The sequence below is a fragment of the Plebeiibacterium marinum genome (genome assembly GCF_026013615.1).
In the GTDB taxonomy this organism is placed as follows: Bacteria; Bacteroidota; Bacteroidia; order Bacteroidales; family Marinilabiliaceae; genus Saccharicrinis; species Saccharicrinis marinus_A.
Map to the genome: position 1 here is coordinate 41,687 of NZ_JAPDPI010000003.1, position 20,068 is coordinate 61,754.

General features: G+C 37.4%; 12 protein-coding genes. All 12 read right to left on the minus strand.

All coding sequences use genetic code 11. The features are described from left to right. Window positions 1-5: 5 nt before the first annotated feature. The 12 genes from OM074_RS02495 to OM074_RS02550 all read right to left on the minus strand — a co-directional run bounded on the left by OM074_RS02495 (window position 6) and on the right by OM074_RS02550 (window position 19,954). Window positions 6-2,735, minus strand: coding sequence for an alpha-L-rhamnosidase (locus OM074_RS02495; RefSeq protein ID WP_301197696.1), 2,730 nt, complete (start codon window positions 2,733-2,735; stop codon window positions 6-8). 6 nt (window positions 2,736-2,741) lie between these two features. Beyond that, complete coding sequence (locus OM074_RS02500; protein ID WP_301197697.1) at window positions 2,742-3,836, minus strand: cellulase family glycosylhydrolase; 1,095 nt, start codon at window positions 3,834-3,836, stop codon at window positions 2,742-2,744. A 24-nt stretch (window positions 3,837-3,860) separates the two neighbouring features. Next, window positions 3,861-5,630 carry a sialidase family protein gene (locus tag OM074_RS02505; protein WP_301197698.1) on the minus strand — a complete coding sequence of 590 codons (1,770 nt, stop codon included), beginning with the start codon at window positions 5,628-5,630 and terminating at the stop codon, window positions 3,861-3,863. A 21-nt stretch (window positions 5,631-5,651) separates the two neighbouring features. Then, window positions 5,652-6,626 carry a glycoside hydrolase family 43 protein gene (locus OM074_RS02510; RefSeq protein ID WP_301197699.1) on the minus strand — a complete coding sequence of 325 codons (975 nt, stop codon included), beginning with the start codon at window positions 6,624-6,626 and terminating at the stop codon, window positions 5,652-5,654. Between the two features lie 53 nt (window positions 6,627-6,679). Next, window positions 6,680-7,726: a glycoside hydrolase family 43 protein gene (locus OM074_RS02515; RefSeq protein WP_301197700.1), complete on the minus strand. Its 1,047-nt coding sequence runs from the start codon at window positions 7,724-7,726 to the stop codon at window positions 6,680-6,682. A 217-nt stretch (window positions 7,727-7,943) separates the two neighbouring features. Further along, window positions 7,944-9,494, minus strand: a complete 1,551-nt coding sequence (locus OM074_RS02520; RefSeq protein WP_301197701.1) for a RagB/SusD family nutrient uptake outer membrane protein — start codon at window positions 9,492-9,494, stop codon at window positions 7,944-7,946. 12 nt (window positions 9,495-9,506) lie between these two features. After that, entirely contained in the window at window positions 9,507-12,764 is a 3,258-nt protein-coding gene (locus OM074_RS02525; protein ID WP_301197702.1) for a TonB-dependent receptor, read from the minus strand. Window positions 12,765-12,935: 171 nt separating this feature from the next. Further along, on the minus strand, window positions 12,936-13,922 hold the full coding sequence (locus OM074_RS02530; RefSeq protein ID WP_301197703.1) for a FecR family protein: 987 nt from the start codon (window positions 13,920-13,922) through the stop codon (window positions 12,936-12,938). A gap of 66 nt (window positions 13,923-13,988) precedes the next feature. Continuing rightward, the gene (locus OM074_RS02535; protein WP_301197704.1) at window positions 13,989-14,588 is read right to left on the minus strand and encodes an RNA polymerase sigma factor; all 600 of its coding nucleotides are present in this window, start codon (window positions 14,586-14,588) and stop codon (window positions 13,989-13,991) included. 70 nt (window positions 14,589-14,658) lie between these two features. After that, on the minus strand, window positions 14,659-16,734 hold the full coding sequence (locus OM074_RS02540) for a beta-galactosidase (RefSeq protein ID WP_301197705.1): 2,076 nt from the start codon (window positions 16,732-16,734) through the stop codon (window positions 14,659-14,661). Between the two features lie 113 nt (window positions 16,735-16,847). Then, window positions 16,848-17,594, minus strand: coding sequence for a GDSL-type esterase/lipase family protein (locus OM074_RS02545; RefSeq protein WP_301197706.1), 747 nt, complete (start codon window positions 17,592-17,594; stop codon window positions 16,848-16,850). Window positions 17,595-17,602: 8 nt separating this feature from the next. Continuing rightward, a complete protein-coding gene (locus OM074_RS02550) occupies window positions 17,603-19,954 on the minus strand; it encodes a glycosyl hydrolase 115 family protein (RefSeq protein ID WP_301197707.1) in 2,352 nt (783 codons plus the stop codon). Between the last annotated feature and the right edge of the window lie 114 nt (window positions 19,955-20,068).

The window sequence follows — 20,068 nt, forward strand, 5'->3', positions numbered from 1 at the left end:
CTTTACTAATTATTAATATTACCCATGGCATACTTGATCTGATAATTACCAGATCCCAACACAAACCCCTCTTGTTCCTTATGTGTTTCTACTCCTGAATAGCTATTTGCCGGGATTGAATTTATGCTAACCTCTTCTAGTTTTGAACCTGGTAAAATAATCCTTGCAGATGTATTTGCCGGAATTGAAATATTATAAACAAATTCTTTTCCTTCCAATACCCATTCCGACCTAATTTCGCCATACATAGAATCATAAGTACTACTGACTTGTGTTAATCCTCCGCCAACATGAGGTGATAATATAAAATGCTTATATCCTGGAAATTGCGCATCCATTTTTATTCCGGCAACATAAGTATACAACCACTCACCAATGGCCCCATAAGCATAATGGTTAAAACTATTCATACTAACATCCTGAAATGATCCATCTGTCTTTTGACCGTCCCAACGCTCCCATATGGTTGTGGCTCCTTGCGTAACAGGATACAACCACGAGGGGTATTCTTTTCGCATTAACAACATAAAGGCCAAATCATCTCTCCCTATAGCAGACAGGGTACTACAAAGTAGTGGTGTTCCAACAAACCCCGTGGTAAGGTGTCGGAATTTTTCCACATCTCCAGCTAAATATTCAGCCGCCTGGCTTTTCAATGCATCCGGTAATATACCAAACGAAATGGCCAGCACATATGCTGTTTGTGTATGTGAAACCAATCTTCCATTAGGAGTCACATATTCTGAAACAAACGCTTTTTTTATCTTATCACATAAACCACGGTAGCTTTCTTCATCATCCTTTTTACCGATAACACCTGCAATTTTACTAAGCAAGTTGGTTGAATGGTAAAAATAGGCTGTTGCAATCAGGTCTTTCTCGGTAGTTGCTCCCGGATAATCTGAATTTGTTGTGGCAAAAGCCAACCAATCGCCAAAATGATTTCCGTTGGTCCATAAATAATTATCACCGGCATTGGTTTTCATATAATCAACCCAGGCCTGCATACTTTGGTATTGATCTTCCAAAATACGGGTATCTCCATAAACCTGGTAAATTGTCCATGGTATAATTACTGACACATCAGCCCAGGCTGTTGACCCGCCGTCTCTTCCTAACATCACATCCGGTACCACATGAGGAACTACCCCATTGGCAAATTGATCCACAGCAACATCCTTCATCCATTTTGTAAAAAATGGGGCTACATTATAATTATAGGCTGCTGTTGGACAAAATACCTGCGCATCACCTGTCCACCCCAAACGCTCATCACGTTGCGGACAATCAGTAGGCACATCCAAAAAATTATCGCATTGTCCCCATTGGATATTATGCTGTAATTGGTTTATCAAAGAATCTGAACAAGAAAATTCACCAGTTGGCTTCATTGCAGAATAGATGGCCACCCCTGTGAAATCATCCAGTTCGGGGGTTCCCGGATAACCTTCCAGCTTTACATACCGAAATCCATGAAAAGTAAAGTGTGGTTCAAACGTTTCATCACTACCGCCTTTAAGCACATAAGTATCTGTTGCTTTAGCACGCCTAAGGTTCTCGGTATAAAAATTCCCATGTTTATCTAAAACCTCGGCAAAAGAAAGCACTACTTTGTCACCGCTCTTTCCATTTACTACCATACGTACCCAGCCAGTCATATTTTGCCCCATATCCAGAACTGTTTCACCTTTTGGAGTAGTAATCAGTTTAATTGGCTTGAGTTCTTTTACACCCTGAACCGGATCACTCTGCGAGGATACCAATATTTTTTTAGAATGGTCTATTGATGCAACGGATTGCCAATCAACATCATCAAAACCCTGACTTGACCAATCCCCTAATTCCAACCGGGCATCATACGATTCACCATGATAGATACTAGAGCCCAGAATAGGACCAGTGGTTGCTTTCCAATTATCATCACTAATAATTGTCTCACTTGTTCCATCTGTATAATTGATTTCCAATTGCAGCAACAAAGCCAATTTTTCTCCATAGTAATTATTTTGTTTTGCCCAACCAATCTCTCCCCTATACCAACCATCTCCTAAAATAGCACCCACCGCATTTTGGTTACCAATCATGGAAGTCACATCGTAAACTTGATACTGAAGACGTTTATTATAGCTGGTCCAACCTGGAGTAAATAAATCCTTACTTACTTTTTTTCCATTAATAAACAATTGATACAAACCCAAAGATGTTACATAAACTCGGGCAGAACTAACCTTTTTAGATGTATCAAATTCCTTCCTGAAATATTGACAGGGACGAGTTTCCCCGCCTTTCTCCTCCTTTACTGAAATCCAATTGGCCGTCCATGTATCTTCATCTAATATTCCCATTTCCCATGTGGCCCGGTCACTCCATTTAGATACTTTCCCCTTTTGATCCCAGATACGTACCTGCCACTCTACTTTTTGCATTGATTTCAATGCTTTTCCCTGGTATTCAACATTTACTGACTGGTCAGAAGTAACTTTCCCGGAGTTCCATAAAATTCCTCCCGTATTGTCAACAACTTTTATCTCGTATGCTTTTTGCATCACGTTCTCTTCATCAGAAACAATCTTCCAGCTTAACCGGGGATGCTGATTTGCAATACCAATAGGGTTTTGGAGATATTCGCACACCAATTCCGAAAGCCGTGTTTTTGCCATTACAGAAAGTTCGGCAAGAGCAAATAACACGACGACTACAGAATATCTTAATAATAGATTTTTTTTTATCATCATAAACTGCTATTCCTTTGTCAAACTTTTAATCAGGTCAACCTCTTCCTGGCTATATGGTTTGCCATCAGGATGGAAAATTTCATGGAACCACAAAGGAGGCTCTGATCCATCTGCAATAGGTTCATCCCAGGCATACTTGGTGTTTGACTTACCGGCTACCAATCCCCAGTTAATGGCACCCACATTTTCCTTTTTCAAGATAGGCATGATATTCTGGAAATAACTGTTATTCCTCCTTGCCATATACTCAGTACAAACCATAGGGCGACCAATTGTTTTCAGGCTATCAATTGTTGCCTGGTGTTTTTCAGGTCCTTCATAATTATGGTAAGTGATGATATCAGAATTTTCAACCTGAAACTTGTTCAAATCGGACAAAGACAAATTCCAAACACCTGCAGATAACGGTTGCGCTGGACGAACTTCCCATCCCCATGCAAATACTTTCTTTAATAAAGGCATCGACCTGTTGCCATAACCCGAATTACCAGGTTCATTATATAAATCCCAAATAACAATCCTTTTATCATCTTTAAAAGCTGTCAGGATATCTTTAACATAAATTTCTAAGGTATCAACCAACGTGGAATCCTCATATAATAAATCACCCGGATCCCGAACCCATCCTGAATTGTGAACACCTGGTTTTGGTTCAGGTTGTTTTCCTGCTTTATAAGTTGCATTCCAACAATCGTCAAAAAACACAAAAATGGTTTTAATGCCATGTTTTTCGGCAATATTCAAATACTGTTTCATTCTATCTTTAAAACCATCCTTATCCACTTGCCAGGCAACATGGTGAAGATAAACACGCATACAGTTCATCCCAATTTCTTCGGCCCAGCCCAATTCACGATCAATTGTTTCTGTATCAAAAGATTCTGCCTGCCATGTTTCCAATTGATTTATTGCAGTACTTGGGTTAAAATTACACCCGCGAAGCCAGCCATTTTCAGCTCCCCATTGACTGGCTTGCTCCATGGTCCATATTTTAGAAGCCGGCTTGTTTTCAGCGGATATTTTTTCGGCATTTTTTGTCTTATTCTGACAAGCTGTAAATGCCACAACAGCCATTAATATTATAATTATTCCCTTTTTCATAGTACAATATTTAAATGATTGTGTTTATTTAATAAATACCGGACACCATGTATATGGACTATCAGAATCGCAATTTGGTAACGATTCACTGATAACACTACTTTGGGTCGGGTAAGATAATTCAAAGTTCAGTCCCAATTCATTTTCAAAATTTCCACCTATCACCTGCACCGGAATAGCCATTTCAATCTTACTTGTATTACTATTATTTATTAACTGATATTTAATTCCTTCCGGAAGCTCATAATCGATCCACGTACCAAAACTCCCTACTTTCATGCTCAAATTCTTATCAAAACCGCAAATAAACGAATAGATTCTTTCATGAGGTTTTTCATAGCCTTTCCTTTCTATATCCAGCTGAAAAGTTACAGTCCCACCATTCTCAAATCCTGATGGAAGATTATTGACTTCAACTCCCACATATAAATAGTTCTCATCCATACATAATGATGATTTCATATTTGATGCACCTTTATGCCCCACAAAATAAGGCCATTCATGTTGCCAGCAGTCGTCATGTAATTCACCATCAATGGTAGCAGTGCCATTTTTTACTGAATATTCAGGAATCACATGCCCCTTAACCATCCAGACTTCGGTTGAGCCATATGAATATGCATTTGTTGATGTAACTGCAACCGGAATAGTCCCGTTTTCTATTACGGAAACTGAATTCCATAATCCCCATTTTGTTATGGGAATATTAAACGGCATGCTCCTGTTTTTAAAATTTTCACCATTACTATTGCCCACTTCAACAACCATGCACGAACGATCCCAAATATCACTTCTGTTCCAGGTGGACTGGTACGAAAGCAGAACCTCACCACTTTTTAAACGAGCCAAATAGGGCGCCCCGGCATAAATATCATCCGACAGCACATCAACCAATGGATGATAATCTCTTCGGCTATCGTTTTCTGATATATATCCATTTACCCAATTATCAGTTATTTTCTCATGATAAATACTGGGCTTAAATTCCCCTTTCTTGTTATCCTCTACGGCAACCAATATCTCTCCTTTATCTTCGAGTAGCAAAGGAACAGGCATCCCATCCCGGCGCCCCGGCCTGAATCCTGCAACAATTGGTGCATCAGACCATGTTTCACCATTATCAACTGACCGTAACATTGATATATTTTGCTCATCAGAAGATATAAATGTACCTTCATTTGCAAAAAACAACTGTAATTCACCATTAGGAAGCTGAACGAATGATGGCTCCCAACACCCATTGTTAAAAGTTGATTGCGCCTCATAAACCAGTTGCTCATCGTGCCAGCTTTCACCTCCATCTATACTTTTTCTAACCATAATACCGAACTTCCTGTCATCGGTATAAGGTTCTCTTGGACGGGGGTTACACGCAATAAGAATCGAATGGTCATTAAGTTCTATAATATCGGGAACGGCCATGTTGATACTATTCCGTGTAGCAAAAATAGTTTTTGGATAGCTCCAGGTTGCTCCTATATCCTCACTGAACACTAATTCCACATTTCCAGAAGAGGTTTCATATACACATGCTAATCGACCATCATAAAGTTGTACCAAACGCGAATAACCGCAATAAGCCTCTGTTCGCCCGGCTGCCGGAGCCACCTTTACCTTACTGCTATAGTCCCAGGCAATTCTTGTTCCATCAATATTTTGGTTCTTATCAGGAACCTCTTGAGGATCAATAACACCATCCTCCTTATTACATGCCAGCAAAACACTTGCACATAAAAACAAAAACGGCATCAGGAAAACCCTTTGTTTTTGCATATTGAATTTTATTGCTTTCATACACCAGGTTTAAATCCTATCTTATTTTAATAAAGGCGTGATATAATCCGAATCGATAGTCATCACATCTGTCCCTCCCATATTTTCAAAACCAACAGTGGTGACATACATCTGGCGTGGATGTATGGCTGTTTTGCTATTATGGGCATGAAATACCTTACAAAGATTTCCTTCTTTATCTGTAAACATGGCACTATGACCAACACCTACAAGCTCGCCGGGCATTTGAAAAACAGGGTTGTTTTCATATTTTACCCAAGGTCCCATTATATTAGTGGCAGTAGCAAAACCAACACCATAAAACTGACTCTCATAGCTATTGGCCGAATAAGTCATATAATAAATTCCGTTGTGCTTTGTAATAAATGATCCTTCGTTCACCCTTGGCCAAACCTGCTCCCATTGTTGCGACACATTAAGGCATTTGGTCATGGTTCCCATTTTAATGGTTTTCAGATCATTTTCCATTTCTGCAATCCAGATATTATTGCCATCATTAAATCGAACAAACGTAAGATATGGGGTACCATCATCATCAATAAACAATGAATTATCAATACACTTTTCTCCCTCAATCATCGGTTTTAAAACATCTTGTTTAAAAGGCCCACATGGGCTATCACTGGTAGCCACACAAATATGTTCATCTGCAGAATAGTACATATAAAACTTACCATTTACATGATATACCTCCGGTGCCCAAAACCACCTGTCTGCCCACACATCGTTTTTATTTAATGCCAATCCATATTTTGCTTCTTCAGGAACTTTCCATGTCAATAAGTCGTCTGATGCATAAACCGCAATTCCATTAGCCGAATAAGTTCCATATGCATAGTAAGTATCTTCATAAAGCATAATAAAAGGATCGCCCAATGGAACTTTTATTGCTTTTGTTTCCGTGTTGTTCTCTGTTTCGTCTTTATCATCTTTTGAACACGACGACGTATTTGCCAAAATTAAAGCAACAAATAGTGTAAATATTATTCTTTTCACGTTTTGTTAAATTTATTACGTTTAACCAATTTATATATTAGACCTGCATTTTATTATTTATCAATTCCAAAATGCGATGTTAAATTTTCATATTCCTGTTTTGTAATGGTTATCATACAACCGTGCCGTACACTTTCAGGCAAACTGTATTTATCCCAATCGTGATAAAATGTATATCCAGAAGCCTGATACCAAGGGCCATTCATATTATCCGCTATCGAAAGTCCATAAGATACACCCGGGTACTGTTCGTAATACATATACCAGATTTTGTTATCCGGAGATGGGATCAACATTGGAGCTTCCCTGAAATTTGGGCTTATTGGCGCAGCTGGTTCCGAATAGGGACCTAACAAAGAGGGAGCCTTTGAAACACGAATGGTTTTTCCGGTTGTCCAATAAAGTGTAGGATATGTTTCATCTTTTAAAACAGCATAATAGTCATCACCAATCTTCCTTATAAACACATCAATTGTTCCCATATCCCAATCAAACAAACGACTTGGATGGTTTGAGAATGTTTTTAAATCTTTAGAAAGCACATATAAAGTGCGCTGACTTGCCCAATAAACTTCGCCACCTTCTTTATGAGGGGTATGCCATGTTACCACATACTGTTTTGAGTCCTGATCGAAGAAAATTTTGGGTGCCCCTATGCGTTGCAGTGCATATGAATAATCTGGTGTACTTTTTAAATCAGGCGTATAAGTACTGTGCTTTTCCCATTTAATTAAATCATCGGAAACCCAGAAGTTTATCACGGGCGAGGCATCACTGGTATTTCCTGCAATGTAATATCTGCCATCATGACCCTTACAAATATCCGGATGTCCTTTATATTCATTAAAAACCCTTTGCTTATTATTTAAAGAATGCCAATGTAATCCGTCTAAGCTAACAGAATAATATAGTCTCCCGTAATCTTCATGAGTCATATGGGCAAATAAGTAAGCCTGGTTTACTGCTTCATCAGGATTGTTAACCTGACCGGGAGGATCTGGTTGCTGTGCTCTTAAATTACCAGCGAAAAATAGAAGAATTGAAGTTGCCAGAACAGCTTTCAAGCATACCAACCTAAATGAAAAACTCAAATATCTCATAATTGTTGCATTGAAATGTAGAATGAGAGCCCAGATAAATAAAGAAATACAAAACCAAGGCTTTAAAAAATAGGATACATATCCAAACCAATATATTGCTATGGATATTTATAAGAAGACAAGTAATAATCCGAATTATAATCAGACCATACACATTGTTGGTAATAAGTGGAGAAGACTGCTTTCACAGCCTTCTCTCTAACACTTACCTAATTTATTAATACATTGGGTTTTGATCAAGATTTGGATTGTTATCCACTTCTGTTTGAGGGATAGGCAATCTGCTTGATTTACCCACTACAAAATTACCAAAGTCAGGATCGCGACTAATCAACTCATTTAACCCTTCGCTAGTTTCCCATAAATTCCATCGCTTTAAGTCAGCCCAGCGAACACCTTCCAAACAAAGTTCTAGAGAACGCTCTGTTTGAAGACGCTTTAAGAATGCATCCTTTGATCCAACAACCGACGAATATAAGGTACTATTCTCCAATTTTGCCAAACCAGCACGCTCACGAACACGGTCTACTAACTCCACCGCTAATGCAGGAGGAGTTCCTCCACCCAATTCTGCTAAACACTCTGCATACAGTAGCAACACATCAGCATAACGGATAACCCTATAGTTAATTGGCGAGTAATAATCTTCGTGATCGCGGTAATAATCACCCTGATACTTTCTGAAGAAGCAATCAGTTCCCCAGCCGGCTTCCCAATCACGACCATATATTTTCTCGCCAGGATAATCTGTTTGAATCTCAGGGTAAAATATGCTGGCACGTAGACGTGGATCGATCTGACCATCAACGGTAGCTTCTTTTTTGTATTCATCAACCAACCATCTGCGAGGCTGACCATCACACCAACCAATACCACGGGGAGCGAAAAATTGTGCCCTGTTTGATCCCACATTCTGATTTGGCTCATCACCATCTCCACTTGGATTTATATCTGAAAACTGTATTTCAAACACTGATTCAATATTGTTTTCAGTAGTATGCATAAAGTTATCCTTATAATTTGAAACCAAACCATAATATTGAGCTCCGTTACCTTCTACCAACCAGTTCAATGCATCTTTTGCTTCTTGCCACTCGTGCAATTGCATATGAACTTTACCTAACAATGCTAAGGCAGAACCTTTTGTTGGTCTTCCCAAATTGCTATCATCCCACTGCTCAGGTAAACTATTTACTGCATCATCCAGGTCAAGCTTTATTTGCGCATATACTTCACTCTCTGATTTCTGTTCTGGTACATCATCAGGACTAGAGGCATTAAGAACCAAAGGAACATTATCAAACATTAACGCCAAATGATAGTAATAAAAAGCCCTTAAAAACTTTGCCTGTCCTAATATCCGATCCTTATCAGCCTGGTTTTCGAACTCAATATCCGGAACAAAATCCAACACCTGGTTGCAACGGAAAATAGCTTTATAATGGTCGCGCCACATCCACGCATTACCTTCCCAAAAATTATAGTTAAAATAGATGAATCGAGTCCACTCTTTTAGCTCGTTCCAAGGACTGGCACTATACCCCTCGTCAGATGTTAAGTCAAACCTAAAGTAGATCCAACGTGTCCAGCTACCTGGTTTATAAAACATAGTATAAACGGCATTCAAACCAGTCTGTGCATCTTCCGGACTTTTCCAAAAAGTATCAGTAGTTGGAAAGTTTGGATTCTTAATATCAATTTGGTCTTCAGAACAAGATACTATAGTGAAGACTATTGCTAATAAACTATATATTAATATTTTTTTCATTGTATTTCTTAATTAGAATTGAAACGAAAGCGAGAAAACAACTGATTTTGGCGAAGGATAAGACGCATCATCCTGTCCTTTAACCCAAATGTCAGGAGACTTAAATTCAGGGTCTAATCCCGAATAATTAGTAAAAGTAATCAGGTTTTGACCTGTCACTGACATTCTCATATTATCCAAAACATTGAACAGTTGAGCTTTTTTAAAGGTATATCCAAGGGTCATTTGTCTTATTTTAAAATATGATCCCTTTTCAATCCAACGATCCTGATCACCTCTGGCATTCCTGTTATCTGCATAGATCACCCTAGGATTTTTTGTATTAGGATCTTCAGCTGTCCATGGCTTATATCCTGATAAGTGGTTTGTATTATCTGAAAATCCACCCATCCAGCTTGCTGCTCCGTTAAATACATCCTGACCAAATGAACCAAAACCAGCAAAACTAAAATCCAGGTTTTTATAACTCACTTTACCATTTATACCTAGTTCAAATTTAGGCCATGGATTACCTGTAATTGTTCTATCTTCATTATTGATTTGTCCATCATCATTCACATCAACGTAACGAATATCGCCAGGTTTTGCATTAGGCTGAATTACTGTACCTGAAGAACTTGTGTGAGATAACACTTCACTCTCATTTTGGAAAATACCATCAGTTTTAATAGTATAGAACATACCTAATGGCTCACCAATTTCTGTTTTAGTTATCCATGTATATTGCTCTACCTTTCCATATCCAAATTCCAATACTTCATTTCTCAATCTTGAAAAAGTAGCTCCTACCGAATAGTTAAAATCGCCAATTTTATCTCTCCAGTTTGCAGTAACCTCAATACCTTTATTTCTTAAACTGGCAGCATTTACATAAGGATTTCCTCCATCATTACCTGTTGTCATTAGGATAGGCATCGGAGTTAGCACATCCTTGGTTGTTGAAATAAAGTACTCAGCACTCATTTGCAACCTGTTATCAAGGAAAGCCACATCCATTCCATAGTTATCCTGAGTTTGTTCTTCCCACTTCAGATCACGGTTTACCAATTTAATTTGTGTCATTCCTGTTTCCAAATGCTGATCATTACCAAAAACAGCAATAGGGAACGAATTTAGAACGGCTACATAATCCCAGTTTCCAATATTTACATTACCTAAAGTACCGTGACTATACCTTAATTTCAAATCACTAATCCAAGGCACATTAAAGAAATTCTCTTTGCTAATTCTCCATCCTGCAGAAACCGAAGGGAAAAATCCCCATTTATTTCCTGGAGCAAACTTTGAAGAACCATCATTCCTAAACGTAGCACTCAATAAATATTTTTCGGCAAAAGTATAATTAAGACGTCCAAAATATGAAATTAAGGATGATTCACCTATGTTACCCCAAGCATTTGGATCTGTTGTACCGGCATCTATTACATCAAAGTAATTGTCTCCAATTGTTACCAGGTTTTTCTTTTGGGCAGCGATCATTTCACGATACGTACTCTGATAAGAGTAACCAACTACAACATTAACATCATGATTTCCAAACTGCTTTTGATAAGTTAAAGTATTTTCTATAAGCTTATTCAAATACTTAGCTTTATTTTCATATCTGGTAGATGGTTCATAAGGCTGATTCAAAGTAAAATTACCTTCTTTTCGTAACCATTTATGATTATCCTGACTTGTTTCAAACCCTACATTCAATTTATATTGTAACCCATCCAAAATATCGATAGTAGTATAAAGGTTTCCTCTAATTCTTAGATTTTCATCACTATTATACATTATATCTTCAGTTCCAATAGGATTAGATCCAAAAGTACGGGCTGTGGCTTCATTTCCATATCCGTAACCACCAAAATTATTTTCGTCGTACACCGGAATAATTGGCAACATACGTAACACATCAATATGCTTTGAAAACACAGAGTTTTGGTTCTCAACGAAAGTATTGGTAATAGCCAGGTTTTCACCGATAGTGAAAATACCTTTCTTTCCTTCAGTATTTACCCTGAAACTATATCTATCCATAGAAGTACCATAAACAGTACCCGGATTATCATAGAAGTTGGCCGAAACCAGGTATTTATTGTCTTCACCACCACCTGAGAATGAAAGGTTGTGATCTTGTACCACTGCAGTCCTGAATACTTCTTCATTCCAGTCTGTATTTCCATCCATCCAGTTTGGCACTTCATAAACGTCAGGCACTCCATCAGCAATAGCATTTTTATAAGCCTGGGTTGTAATATCAATCCATTCTTCCCTGCCCATTAAGTCCATCATAGGAAGGTTATCAATACTAAGTTTACCTGAATAGTTAACTTTCATTTCACCGGCTTTACCTTTTTTGGTTTCAATAATGATAACCCCGTTTGCAGCACGAGAACCATAAATTGCGGCGGCAGAAGCATCTTTTAACACCTGAATAGATTCAATATCATTGGTATTAAAATCCCTGTTTCCGGAAGTTGGCAAACCATCAATTATATAAAGTGGATCATTATTAGTAAAATTACCTAATCCACGAATTTCTACAGTTGGTTCGCTACCAATACCTCCACTTGAGCGAATATTAACACCAGAAACCAATCCCTGGATTGCATCTGCCACATTAAGCGCTGTTACATTCTTAAAATCATCAGATTTAACAACAGAAACAGCTCCGGTTAAATCAGCCTTTTTAATAGTACCATAACCAATGGCTACCACCTCGTCAAGACCAATAGCATCCTGCACCATTACCACGTTAATTGTAGATTGTCCGGCAACAGAAACTTCCTGGTTTACCATACCAACAAACGAGAAAATTAAAATTCCGTTTTCAGGTACACTGCTAAACATATAATTACCATCAATATCGGAAATTGTACCCGTTGTTGTTCCTTTTAATAAAATGGATACACCAGGAATAGGCTCCCCATTTTCGTCGGTAACTTTACCTGCAATTCGTCTGTTTACTTGTTGCTGTGATGCCACCATGCTTGAAGGTCTCAATACAACAACATCTCCTTCAACTACATACGTTAAATTTGTATTTTCCAATACCTTATCAAGTACATCTGTAACCTCCATCTGGTTTACATTTATACTCACCTTTTTGTCCATGTCTACGAACTTAGGACTATAGGCAAACCTGAAATCGCACTGTTTTTCTATCTCTTCCAATACATCCAATACATCTCCCCCATTTATAGACACATCTACTTTTTGTCCATTAATACTGGTCGCATAAGTAAGACTACAAAACAGCAAAAAAACTGACAAAATTTTCATAATACGAAAAAGTCTGGTCCTGCCTGAAATAAGACATGACGTGTTAATACATTTTTTTTTCATAAATTTGTAACGCTAAATAATAAATTAAAAACTTTGTTTTTAGACGGGGAAGTGGTAACGACACTTCCCTGTTTTTAGTTCACTTAAAAAGTTGGCTCATAACCTTAACTAGTTATTCATTCTCTTATACTTCTCATTGTCGAGTTGGATTTTAATAATTTCACTATTCGTAATAATTTTTACCGGTAACGCTGAGCTTATTAAATTCATAATTGATTCAACACGCTCGTTTCTTATTGTAAAAGTTAATGTAAACTCTTTTAATACAGGATCCGTAACCTCCTCAAATTTAATCCCATACCTACGCTCCAAAACTTTCAACAAATCCGGGAGCTTATTATTTTCAAAATACAATACGCCCTGCGTCCACGAGGTATAGTCCTCTATCTTGACAGTACTCCTCCTAAACTTGTTGGAATTCGCATTATACACTATTTGCTCCCCTGGCTTCATAAATGCAATATAACCAGGATTGGAGCTATGGGATAACTCTACCCTTCCTTCTTCCAAAGTAACACTAACATCCTCATTTTTATAGGCTTTTACATTAAACTGAGTACCTGTAACATGAACTTTAACCTGATTTGCGTACACATCAAATTCACTAAATTCTTTCTTGTTTACTTCAAAATAAGCTTCACCCTCAAGATTTACTTTTCTTTTAAGACCTAAAAAGCTCGTACTATATCTTAATACTGATGCAGAATTGATAAACACCCTGGTTGAATCAGGAAGGTATACTTCGGTTAACTGCCCTGCCTCTGTTTTGATATAAAATTGTGATTGGTCAACTTTACTCATAAGTAAGGACAAGGATACGCCTAACAAAATGACAATACTAGCAGCTGCTGATGTTATTTTTAATAACGTTTTTTTACCAAATGAAATTTGAGGATTAATTTTACTTTCAACTTGCTTCCAATCATAGAAAGTATTTAAAGAAATAGATTTTTCCTGATCTCTTTTCCATTCTTCCTTCGCCTGTTCAAAATATTTTAAATTTGATTGCGACTTACGAACAAATGCCAACACCTGTTTCTGTTCGCCCTTTGTTGCTCTCCCCTCAAAGTATTTTATAAATAAAAATCTGTCCATTTTTCTGCGTTTCTATATAAAATACACGAAACACAAAAAAAACCCTACCTTAAATATTAATTATTATTAAAATTCTATAAAAAATAAAGCTATCATGCTTAAAGCCGGGAACTTAAGTTCGAGATGTTTTTTTAATTTTCCTTTAGCAGTGGAGATATGTTTTTCTACAGCCTTAACAGATATACCAAGCTCTTCAGCTATTTCATGTTGTTTTTTGCCTTCATATTTGTTCATGACAAACACTTGCCTACATTTCTCCGGAAGTTTTTCGATCGAGCGTTCTATTTCATTTATTAACATTTCTTCGATGGACTCTTCTTCCTTCCCTAAAAAATCATATTGAGATAAATGTTGAACAGAAGTTTCTTCTATAGTATATTGATCAAGATGCTTTTGATAGGTTTTATTTTCACGCAAATAGTTCAGACACCGGTTTCTAACCGACTTAAATATCAAGGCCTCTATTGATTTTCCTGTCCGTAACTCTTTGCGCTTCTCCCAAAAATGAACAAAGGCTTCCTGTACCAGATCCGATGCTATAAAATCTTCCTTTATAAACAACCTGGCATAATTAAGCAATCTGTTATGTGAATTCTGAAAAAAATTTTCAAAAGCAGATATATTACCATTCTTTATATCAAGCAATAATTGCTCATCAACATTCATAGGCCTTTAACATTTTTAAACAAATGTAGAAATTTTCTGGAACTACAAAAATAAAATATCAAAGGTTTAATTATTTAATCTTCCATACCAATACTCCTGCTGTAGGTATTTTTTTTGTTCCGATCAATACATCTGTTTTCTCAGGCAACACCATATCATATGGCTTATCGGAATAGTTCATGGCAATACCAAAACCATCTCGATACTCAACAATAATACCTTTAGGATATTTCTCGATATCAATATTTAACTTATCATAAAGCTTTCGCAACACATCGTGTTCAAACACGCCATCATTACTATCTGCACCAACATAAGTAACGGTTCCTTTTCCTAAGGAATTAAATATTACAGAGGGTTTCCCTGAATAAAAATCACCAGAATAAGATGCCCAGACTTCAGTGTTTTTATTAGGTTTTAGTATGTCACCCCAGCTAGTCCATGCATAACGATTGTTATCCATTACCACTGTGTCTGCAGCATAAGGTCTCAACAAATCGTAAAACTCAATTTCTGCCCCAATCAATTTATAAATTGGCTGAGCATGTTTTGCCTCCCACAAATGCCCCTGTTCATCCTGATGCCCTGTCCTGCACGACATAACAAGGTTTCCACCATTCTCAACATAGGTTTCTAGCTTATCAATCAACTCCAAACTCATCTGCTGATAAGCCGGAACCACAACAACAGGATACTTGTCAAAATTCATATTCTCCCGGATAAAATCAACAGGAGCACCAAATGACTTTAAAGCTTTATAATATTTCAGCACATGTTGCTCTGTATCCCAAACGCTGTTTTGTTTGTTCTGATTGATAGCCACTGTATTATCGGGATCATACAAAATGGCTGTTTTACGGTTCACATACTCTTTTGGCATTAATCCCAAAGAAGACTCTTTTCTAAGTGTTTTAATCTCTTCAATAAATTGCTGATATTCCAAACCTCCTGGTGTTGGAGTAACTCCATCAGGCCCTACTATGCCGTAATGATACTGCTCATAACCATATATAGGTGCCCGGAAACGATAAGTGCATGTAAACTGGCTTCCACCAGCAAAAACGTGCCATAACCACAAATGAACAGCTCCAGGTAAAGGTTGTGAGTTAATGGATCCCCAGTTAACCTGACCGGGCTGTAACTCCATCACACCATATAAAGGAGTTAGTGGCCTGAAATAATCATTTGCCATGGCAATCCTGGAATACTCACCAACCCTATAACCTTTTGATCCAATGCCTTTATGCTCTCCATAAACCATATAGCGGGTATATGATATAAAATCCAACTCTTTATTACCCCCAATGCAACGAGATTCATACATGGGAATATAATTGGTAGTGACCCATTGTTCCGGTTTGGCATATTTTTTAATGGTAAGAGCCTGATCATCTAAAAAAGAAGCTGTTTCCTCATCAACAAACCGGCTATGGTCAAGCTTTTGATATAAATTCATTCCCCACTGACTATATTGGGGAATATTGATTTCTGAAAACGAGGAATAAGTCCCGCTCCAAAAGTTTGTTCCCCAGGCTTTATTCAGCACATCCACCGTTTTGTATTTATTCTTTAACCAATCCCTGAACCTCTGTTGCGCGTCCTTACCATAGTCGCGCATTCCCCTGGGTTCATTATCAACCTGCCAACCTATAATCCTGTCATCATTTCCATAGTGCTTTGCCAGTTCTGCAATCATTTTTTGTGAATATTCACGATAATAATTATTTGAAAAAGAAGCATGTTGACGAGAACCATGATCATCTTTAGTACCATCTTCATGCTGAATCAGTATATCAGGATACTTGCGCACTAACCAAACCGGTGGAGTAGCTGTTGATGTACACATGATTACTTTTAAATTGTATTTGGCAGCAATATTAACAGCCTTATCCAGCCATTTAAAATCATAAACGCCTTCTTCCGGTTCAAGCTGAGCCCAGGCAAATTCAGCAAAATGCGTAAACTCAAATCCCATTTCAGCCATCTTTTTTAAATCCCTGTCCCACTGCAATTCATCCCAATGTTCAGGATAATAATAAGCCCCAACAGAGGTTAAATCTTTTGATGAGAAATATTCCTTGTTATTTTGTGCATTTGAATTTAACCCAACAAAAAGGATCAGTAGAATTATGTAGATTTTTTGCATGACTAATGGTGAAATTAAATTGAAATAATACTCAAATATAATAGATCGTTAAATTATAGCCAAAGGACTAATTTGCAATATTTAATATATCAACAGAAACCTTCTGTATTAAATCAATCTTCATCAACTATTTTTTTGATAACAGGCTTTTCAAAAGCAACCCATTTGGCATAGCCTTGGGGGCTTAGGTGAACACCATCCACAGTCATTTCCTTCATCAATTCACCTTTTTCATCAACAAACTCCTTATACAAATCGATCATTGTATAAAAACCTTTACTTTCGTTAATCCTGATAATTTCATTTACCTGCAAAATATCCTTATCAACATACCCCCGGCGAGTAGGTAAAATAGTGCGAACATATACCTTTGTTTCCGGAGATTTCCTTTTTATATAACGAGACATCTTTAAGATATTCTTTGCCACATATTCTGCTGAAGGTACAATTTTATCATATTTAAATCTTCCATTGCCTTCTTTATAGTGCTTATTAAAGAGATCGTTGATTCCGATAAGGATAAATACTGCTTTGGGTTTGAAATATACTATTTCTGTTAACCGTTTTAATACTCCATCTGTCACATCGCCGGCAATTCCCCGGTTACTAACATTAGCAATATTAAATTTTTCACTCCAGTCCCTGCCTTTTTCGGTGATACTATTCCCTATAAAAACAATATCTCCCATTTTCAACGGATCGTTTTTAAATACTTTGATACGCTGTTTATAGTGTTTCTGTGTCCAATCATTATGATAACGCGACACAACATCTTTGACAGGATATAGCTTTGCTATATCTTGCTGACTATAAACACTAATAAAAAAGCTGCAAAAAACAACTATCAATAAAAATCGCATAATTTCCTTTAGTTAAATATTAGTATCTGATCTAAAATAACCCCCTCATCAATTGCCTTAATTTCAACCCTTTGCATACCCGGCTTCTGAATCATATGTTTTGTTTTTCTTTTGGCCTGATTTCCCAGCACATTTAACTTCCACTCTTCACTTCTGCCTTTGGTACTGTAATCAATTACCTGCAGAGGCTCCTCATTCACAGAAATGGCATACCTTATCTGTTCCCCATTAACCGGATGGTTTGGAGCCAAAGCCATCTCAATCAATAAAGAGTCCGTACCTTCCACTTCAATTTCAAATATAACCGAACTTCCTTTGGAAATCTGTATCGCACCATTCTCATAGCCCATTCCAGTTTCTATGGGTTTGGTTCCGTTAAAGGAATGATACTCTTCCCCATTAAATTTATAAAGTGGCAACACTTCCTCTTCCATAGAATTTTCAGCGTTAATGCGCGAAACTTGTTGGTAAACAGGTAAGTTTCGCGGATGAGAACTCATCATCCTGTTCCACTTCCCATTATTTTCTGAATTATATCTCTCTGTCAGCAATTGAATTTGCTCATAAGCTTCTTCACTTAATTCCCAGTTAGACTTTCCATGTCGAGCCAGTTGGGCAAATAAGTGTTTTTTATTCATCTCAGCTGCACATAATACAGGATATTCTACCAATTGAAACCACGAATACTTTTTATCTGGTACAATACCATTTGATAATGCTTTCACTTTCTCTTCAATTGCTTCATAATCATTTAATCTCGACCTGATATAAGATTCACTCCAAGGCAGATCGGAAACTACTTTATATTTAGGATCCCTTTCTTCTGTTCTTGTATTACCCATAAATTCTGGCTTTCGGATATATGCCAAACGATAATACTCATTCATCACAGGAAGTAACTGATTAGCCATATTCATACCAAATTCGCGGGATAACCATGCTTTCAGATGTTGATTCAAACCTTCCTTATTATTAGGTATTGCCTTAATATCCCAAGCCATATCCAAAAACAACTCAATTAAATATTCGGCAGGTTTAATATCCCCAACATTGAGTACCCACATATCCTGAACACCTTTATCATAAGCCAGTTTCATTTGAGTGTATACTTGTGCCGGATGCGTTGATGCCAGCCAAAGATAATCGTGTGGACGCCCCCAGTAAGAGATGTGATAATACATACCATTCCCTCCTTTTCTTGACCTTTCAACACTATCCGGGAAATGACGAATGTAGCCATAGTTATCATCCGTCCACATCAAAGTAACATCTTCCGGAACCTCAAGACCTAACTTATAGGCATATAAAACCTCTTTGTAAGGAATAAACACCTGTGAAATCTTTGTAACATCAGGATTAACAACGCGGGCCAGCATTTCTCGCTGATCTTTTAAAACATTAGCCAAAGCCTCTTTCTGCTGTTCGGCTGTTTTAGCCCCTTCCATCTTTCCATCGTGAACTCCCCTGATCCCAAGGGTGAAAATATTGTCAGATTTCTCCAGTTCTTTTACACGTTGTTCCCAAAACTTTAAAACATTTTCTCGGTTTGTTATATAGTTATAATCTCCTTCTCCGTACTTTTTCCATTCAGCATTGGTATTCCTCACCATGGGTTCACAATGCGATGTACCAACATAGATGCCATATTTATCGGCAATTTCCTTATTTCCGGGAGTAAGATAGAAGGCCTCTGAACATTTATGCATAGCAGGCCAAAATGTATTGGCTCTTAAACGCAACAGCAACTCAAATATACGTGCGTGTGTTTGGGGTCCTATCCTACCTTTTACTTCTGAAGGTTCATAGGTTTTATTACTCCAAGGAGTCAACCCCCAATCTTCATCATTAAGGAAAATCCCCCTTCTGGCAACCGATGGATATTGCAAATTGCGGTAATCCTCTGGCAACGAAAACTGTTCTTTTTTCTCTTTGGGAGAGTCGGCCCACCATTCCCAGGGGGAAACACCAATTAACCTGGATAGTTCTAAGATGCCATAAGCAGTTCCTCGTTTATCACTTCCGGCAATTACCAGTTTATCACCAACCACTATAATTACAAAAGCCTCATCATGTGCACTTAGCTCTGCTATATCCCGTTGACTAAGCAAGGACTCGGCCTTTGTTTTTAATCCCAATGTTCCGATCAGAATGTTTCCCTTTTTATCGGAGAATTTAAAATCAGTATCAAACACCTTAACATAGTCCTGTTGAAACATTTGCAATGCGGTATATACTACATCTTCTTCATTACTACTGACAACAACTTTTTGTATTTTCCCTTTATTAAATGTGATGCCCGACCACCCTTTTATGGGAATCAACAACATGAATAGTATGGGGATTAAAATAATATTCTTCATATATTCTTTTTTTTGTTCAAGGAAAACATAATCTGCCTAATGTATTTTTACGTATTTTGTACGCTTTATTATTGACGTACAAAATACGTATTTTATCCATATCTAAAAAACAAA

Coding starts and splice junctions, on each gene's coding strand:
- OM074_RS02535 (WP_301197704.1), bottom strand. CDS start 14,588: ATGAATGTTGATGAGCAATTATTGCTTGATATAAAGAATGGTAATATA.
- OM074_RS02550 (WP_301197707.1), bottom strand. CDS start 19,954: ATGAAGAATATTATTTTAATCCCCATACTATTCATGTTGTTGATTCCC.
- OM074_RS02545 (WP_301197706.1), bottom strand. CDS start 17,594: ATGCGATTTTTATTGATAGTTGTTTTTTGCAGCTTTTTTATTAGTGTT.
- OM074_RS02515 (WP_301197700.1), bottom strand. CDS start 7,726: ATGAGATATTTGAGTTTTTCATTTAGGTTGGTATGCTTGAAAGCTGTT.
- OM074_RS02495 (WP_301197696.1), bottom strand. CDS start 2,735: ATGATGATAAAAAAAAATCTATTATTAAGATATTCTGTAGTCGTCGTG.
- OM074_RS02505 (WP_301197698.1), bottom strand. CDS start 5,630: ATGAAAGCAATAAAATTCAATATGCAAAAACAAAGGGTTTTCCTGATG.
- OM074_RS02540 (WP_301197705.1), bottom strand. CDS start 16,734: ATGCAAAAAATCTACATAATTCTACTGATCCTTTTTGTTGGGTTAAAT.
- OM074_RS02525 (WP_301197702.1), bottom strand. CDS start 12,764: ATGAAAATTTTGTCAGTTTTTTTGCTGTTTTGTAGTCTTACTTATGCG.
- OM074_RS02520 (WP_301197701.1), bottom strand. CDS start 9,494: ATGAAAAAAATATTAATATATAGTTTATTAGCAATAGTCTTCACTATA.
- OM074_RS02500 (WP_301197697.1), bottom strand. CDS start 3,836: ATGAAAAAGGGAATAATTATAATATTAATGGCTGTTGTGGCATTTACA.
- OM074_RS02530 (WP_301197703.1), bottom strand. CDS start 13,922: ATGGACAGATTTTTATTTATAAAATACTTTGAGGGGAGAGCAACAAAG.